Below are 5,698 nucleotides of genomic sequence, written 5' to 3' on the forward strand. Positions count from 1 at the left end.
ACGACGGCCTCGGCGTCGGTGCCCGCCGGCGACAGGCCGGACAGGAACGTCGGGCCCAGGTCGACGAGCTTCGCGGTGTAGGCGATGCCCACGGGCACCGCGATGTTGATGACGAGGTTGTAGAAGCCAATGGCGACGCCCGACTTCTCCGGCGGGATCCCGCCGACCGCGGTGGCCACCAGCGGCGCGTAGATCAGCGCGAAGCCGGAGGGGAACAGCAGCATCGAGATGACGATGATGGCCACGGACTTGCCGACGAACAGCGCCGGGATGATGAGCGCCGCCATGATCAGCAGCAGCGCCGCGATGATGGTGTTGCGCGAGGACAGCACCTCGTCGACCTTGCCGGACAGCGCGCCGACGACGACGGCCAGCGCATATCCCGGGGCCAGGATGTAGGCGGCGCCGTCGATGTCGATGCCGTGGAGCTTGTCGGCGAGGTGCGGCAGCAGGATCGCCGAATAGCCCAGCTGGACCGAGTAGACGACCAGCACGACGGCAAGGACGGTGACGTAGCGGCCGTTGGCGAAGAACGCGGAGGTCACCAGCGCGTCGTCGTGGGTGCGCACGTGCCAGGCGAAGACGACGATGCCGATCACGGCGACGACGGCCCACGGCCAGGCGAAGGCCTGCATGAACATCATCACCGCGGTGGCGACGACCGCGATGAGGAACAGGCCGAACACGTCGAGGTGGCTGCGCACGCTCGCCGAGTCGGGCACCTTCTTCAGGATCACCGGGATCGCGGCGACGAGCAGCAGCGACACCAGGAACATGGCGGTCCACGACACGTAGGTGGCCATGATGCCGGAGGTCAGGGTGCCGATCAGCAGCGCACCCTGGAACGCCGAGGTGGAAAAGCCCAGGTAGGTCTTCTGATCGTCCTTGGACAGGTACTTGGTCACGTAGATGACGTACAGGGTCTCCGCGGCGGCCAGGCCGCAGGTCTGGATGATGCGCCCGGCGAGCACGAGCTCCCAGACCCCCTGGAACGCGAAGCCGATGGCGGAGCCGGCGGCGATCATGGCGATGCCCGCCACGAGCAGCTTGCGCATGGAGATCGAGTCGGCCAGCGCGGCGTAGACCACGGCGCCGATGCCGATGACGATGCCGGCCAGCGTCGCCTGCAGGCTGGCGGTGGTCAGCGACAGCCCCAGATCCTCGGCGATCGGCTTGGTCATGAACTTGAAGCCGTTGTCGATGACCAGGCAGAACACGAACGTGAACAGGATGATCGGAACGGCGGCCCTCGGGTTCGGGGCCGACGGCGGCTTGTCCGACACCTTCACGGATTTCGCGAGCTTCTCCCCCACGGCTAGATCGCCGCCAGCGGGAGCGCGAGCTCCATCATGGTGGTGAACGCGGTCTGGCGTTCCTCTGCGGTGGTCTGCCCGCCGGTGACGATGTTGTCGCTGACGGTGAAGATGCCCAGCGCCTCGACGCCGGCGTGGGCGGCGGTGGCGTAGAGGCCGGCGGATTCCATCTCGACGGCGAGCACGCCCATGCGCGCCCAGCGCTCGTTGGCCCCGGGGTTGTCGTTGTAGAAGATGTCGGACGACAGGATGTTGCCCACGTGGGTCTTCACGCCCTGCGCGCGGGCGCGGTCGCGGACGTCCTCGAGCAGGCGGTACGACGCGGTGGGAGCGTACGTGCCCGGGATGCCGTACTGGGACAGGAAGTTCGAGTCTGTCGACGCGGACTGGCCGATGACCACGTCGTACAGGTCGATGTCCGCCTGGAACGCGCCGCAGGACCCGACGCGCACCAGCTTCTTCACGCCGAAGTCGTGGATGAGCTCCCACGCGTACAGCGAGATCGACGGGATGCCCATGCCCGACCCCATCACCGACACCGGCGTGCCCCGGTAGGTGCCCGTGAAGCCGAGCATGTCGCGCACGGCGTTGAACTGCACGACGTCGTCGAGGTACGTCTCCGCGATGAACTTCGCGCGCAGCGGGTCGCCGGGCAGCAGGATCGCCTCGGCGATGTCGACGCCGTTCGGGTTGATGTGCGGTGTGCTCTCGCGGGCCATGGGGTCTCCTTCGACTCGGGCTTCTTCGCTTTTCGACGGATCGTGTCCGCCGTATCGGATTTCAGGCTACGCCGATGAAGCACACTCGCCAATCCCCGTATTTACATCTGTGCCCCACTGTGGCGAGGAGAGCTTTGATTCCCGCGCGGGCCGTCGTCAAGCAGCCCTCCCCCATCCAAGAACGCCGAAGGGCGGGCACCCGGAAACCCGGATGCCCGCCCCTGCGGAATCATTCAGCCGAAAGCTAGAGCATGCAGCTCACGCAGCCCTGGACCTCGGTGCCCTCGAGGGCGACCTGGCGCAGGCGGATGTAGTAGATGGTCTTGATGCCCTTGCGCCACGCGTAGATCTGCGCGCGGTTGATGTCGCGCGTGGTCGCGGTGTCCTTGAAGAACAGCGTCAGCGACAGGCCCTGGTCCACGTGCTGGGTGGCCGCGGCGTAGGTGTCGATGATCTTCTCGTAGCCGACCTCGTACGCGTCCTGGAAGTACTCCAGGTTGTCATTGTCCATGTGCGGCGCCGGGTAGTAGACGCGGCCGATCTTGCCTTCCTTGCGGATCTCGATCTTCGACGCGATCGGGTGGATCGACGACGTCGAGTTGTTGATGTACGAGATCGAGCCCGTCGGCGGCACCGCCTGCAGGTTGCGGTTGAACAGGCCGTGCTCCTGGATGGAGGCCTTCAGCTCGCGCCAGTCGTCCTGCGTCGGGATGGAGATCTCCGACGCGTCGAACAGCTCGCGCACGCGCGCCGTCGCCGGAACCCACTCGGCGTCGATGTACTTGTCGAAGAACTCGCCGGTGGCGTACTTCGACTCCTCGAAACCGCCGAACTTCACGCCGCGCTCCATGGCGATCTTGTTCGACGCCTTCAGGGCCTCGAACAGCACGCAGTAGAAGTAGATGTTGGTGAAGTCGATGCCCTCCTCGGACCCGTAGTGGATCCGCTCGCGGCCGAGGTAGCCGTGCAGGTTCATCTGGCCCAGGCCGATGGCGTGCGACTTTTCGTTGCCCTTGCGGATCGACGGCACCGAATCGATGGACGTCTGCTCGGATACGGCGGTCAGGCCGCGGATGGCGGTCTCGATGGTCGCCGAGAAGTCCGGCGAATCCATGGCCATGGCGATGTTCATCGAACCGAGGTTGCAGGAGATGTCCTCGCCGACCTCGTCGTAGGACAGGTCCTCGTGGTACGTCGACGGGGTGGAGACCTGCAGGATCTCGGAGCACAGGTTCGAGTGCGTGATGCGGCCGGCGATCGGGTTCGCGTCGTTGACCGTGTCCTCGAACATGATGTACGGGTAGCCGGACTCGAACTGGATCTCCGCCAGCGTCTGGAAGAACGCGCGGGCATTGAGCTTGGTCTTGCTGATCCGCGGATCCTCGACCATGTCGTCGTAGTTCTCGGAGATGTTCACGTCGGCGAACGCCTTGCCGTAGACGCGCTCGACGTCGTACGGGCTGAACAGGTACATGTCGTCGTTGCGCTTGGCCAGGTCGAAGGTGATGTCCGGGATGACCACGCCGAGGGACAGCGACTTGATGCGGATCTTCTCGTCGGCGTTCTCGCGCTTGGTGTCCAGGAAGCGCATGATGTCCGGGTGGTGCGCGTGGAGGTACACGGCGCCGGCGCCCTGTCGCGCGCCCAGCTGATTGGCGTAGGAGAAGGAGTCCTCCAGCAGCTTCATCACGGGGATGACGCCGGACGACTGGTTCTCGATGTGCTTGATCGGCGCGCCCTGCTCGCGCAGGTTGCTCAGCAGCAGCGCGACGCCGCCGCCGCGCTTGGACAGCTGCAGCGAGGAGTTGATGGCGCGGCCGATGGACTCCATGTTGTCCTCGATGCGCAGCAGGAAGCAGCTCACCGGCTCGCCGCGCTGGGCCTTGCCGGAGTTGAGGAAGGTCGGGGTCGCCGGCTGGAAGCGGCCGGAGATGATCTCGTCGACGAGGTGGCCGGCGAGGTCGAGGTCGCCGTCGGCCAGGGTCAGCGCGACCATGCAGACGCGGTCCTCGTAGCGCTCGAGGTAGCGCTTCCCGTCGAAGGTCTTCAGCGTGTACGAGGTGTAGTACTTGTACGCGCCCAGGAAGGACTGGAACCGGAACTTGTGCGCGTAGGCCCGCTTGAACAGCGCCTTGACGTCCTCGAACTCGTACTTGTCCAGCACGATCGGGTCGTAGTACTTGTTCTCGACCAGGTAGTCCAGCTTCTCCTTGAGGTTGTGGAAGAAGACCGTGTTCTGGTTGACGTGCTGCAGGAAGTACTGGCGGGCGGCCTCGCGGTCCTTGTCGAACTGGATCTTGCCGTCGTCGTCGTACAGGTTCAGCAGCGCGTTGAGCGCGTGGTAGTCCAGCTCGTCCTTGCCGATCGGCTCCGCAACGGTCTTCCCCATGTCAGCCACTCTTCTGCTCCCTCTTTCTCGCCCGGGCTTTCGCCGGCTCGCTTGTCGCTAAAACGCTTTTTGCTTTACGACGACCATGCGGTCGCCGCCCATTGTTCTTCTTGTCGGCCGCGCCGGCCCCTCTCCTCTATATAGGGGATGTCCCGTGCGCGCATGCTCCGGCGGCGGTCAGGAGGCCGCGCGATGCCGGAAAAAGTCCGCCAGCCCGGATCGCACGACTCTCACGTCTTCGTCGTTGCCCATGAGCTCGAACCTGTAGACGTACGGCACCTTGCACTTTTCGGCGACGATCTCGCCGGCCAAGCCGTAGTCGATGCCGAAATTGGTGTTGCCCGCGGAGATCACTCCCCTGATGTACGAGCGGTTGTGCTCGTTGTTCAGGAACCGGATCACCTGCGGCGGCACCGGCCGGGACTTGTCCCCCGTGATGGATGAACCGCCCCCGTAGGTGGGGACGATCAGCACGTAGGGTTCATCGACCAGCAACTCCGGTTCGTTGCGGTGGACGGGGATCCGCGCGTTGGGGATCTCCAGCTTCTGCACGAACTTGTGGGTGTTGCCCGTGGCCGACGAGAAATAGACGATGAACAACGGCTTTCGCCACCCTTCAACGAAAGGCCGTGGGCTTCCCGAAAACGGAAAACTCACGGCCGAATGTGGGGCCGCCTGCCTTTACGCGGCGAGCAGGGCCTTGATGCGGTCGGGGCGGAAGCCCGACCAGGTCTCCGAACCCGTGTCGACGACCGGGGCCTGAAGGTGGCCGAGGGCCATGACGTAGTCGCGGGCCTCGTCGTCGAGGGTGATGTCCACGATGTCGTAGGAGATGCCGGCCTTGTCCAGGGCTCGGGTGGTGGCGCGGCACTGCACGCAGGCGGGCTTGCTGTAGACGGTGACCATGTCTCGCACGTTCCTTCAGATCAGTCGGTTCGAGGATTCACGGCCGGCGAGCCCTGTCGGTTTCTCCGGCCGGCGCCCTGAGCGGCGCAACACCAGAAACACTACACTTGGGGTCAGAAAAAGGCCAGTAGCACAACATATAGTAGTTACAAGCGGAGAATTCCCAGGATGGGGATTTGCCCGGCACTACATGTGGGTCGACGCCGCCTCACAACCTTGTGATTTAGTGGTCACGTCCCTGAATTTCCCGAAAATCGTCGAAAAGCGACTATCGGCGAACACCCTTAACCACTATCGACCGACATCCGAAAACCGGGGCGGCCGGACCGGCGCAAAAAGGAACCGCGCCGCATGGATCCGTGGATCCATGC

The 5,698-nt window shown here is 64.6% G+C and carries 5 protein-coding genes; all 5 read right to left on the minus strand.

What is annotated here, in order from left to right:
• A partial coding sequence (locus tag GX015_RS01225) for an MFS transporter (RefSeq protein WP_291342183.1) occupies positions 1-1,313 on the minus strand: 1,313 nt, incomplete at its 3' end.
• A gap of 2 nt (positions 1,314-1,315) precedes the next feature.
• A complete protein-coding gene (gene deoD / locus GX015_RS01230; protein WP_291342185.1) occupies positions 1,316-2,032 on the minus strand; it encodes a purine-nucleoside phosphorylase in 717 nt (238 codons plus the stop codon).
• A gap of 244 nt (positions 2,033-2,276) precedes the next feature.
• A complete protein-coding gene (nrdE, locus tag GX015_RS01235; protein ID WP_291342190.1) occupies positions 2,277-4,421 on the minus strand; it encodes a class 1b ribonucleoside-diphosphate reductase subunit alpha in 2,145 nt (714 codons plus the stop codon).
• A 177-nt stretch (positions 4,422-4,598) separates the two neighbouring features.
• Complete coding sequence (gene nrdI / locus GX015_RS01240) at positions 4,599-5,021, minus strand: class Ib ribonucleoside-diphosphate reductase assembly flavoprotein NrdI (protein ID WP_291342187.1); 423 nt, start codon at positions 5,019-5,021, stop codon at positions 4,599-4,601.
• Positions 5,022-5,102: 81 nt separating this feature from the next.
• Positions 5,103-5,327, minus strand: coding sequence for a glutaredoxin-like protein NrdH (gene nrdH / locus GX015_RS01245; RefSeq protein WP_155869503.1), 225 nt, complete (start codon positions 5,325-5,327; stop codon positions 5,103-5,105).
• Between the last annotated feature and the right edge of the window lie 371 nt (positions 5,328-5,698).

Source organism: Corynebacterium sp., assembly GCF_012837295.1.
Lineage (GTDB): Bacteria > Actinomycetota > Actinomycetes > Mycobacteriales > Mycobacteriaceae > Corynebacterium.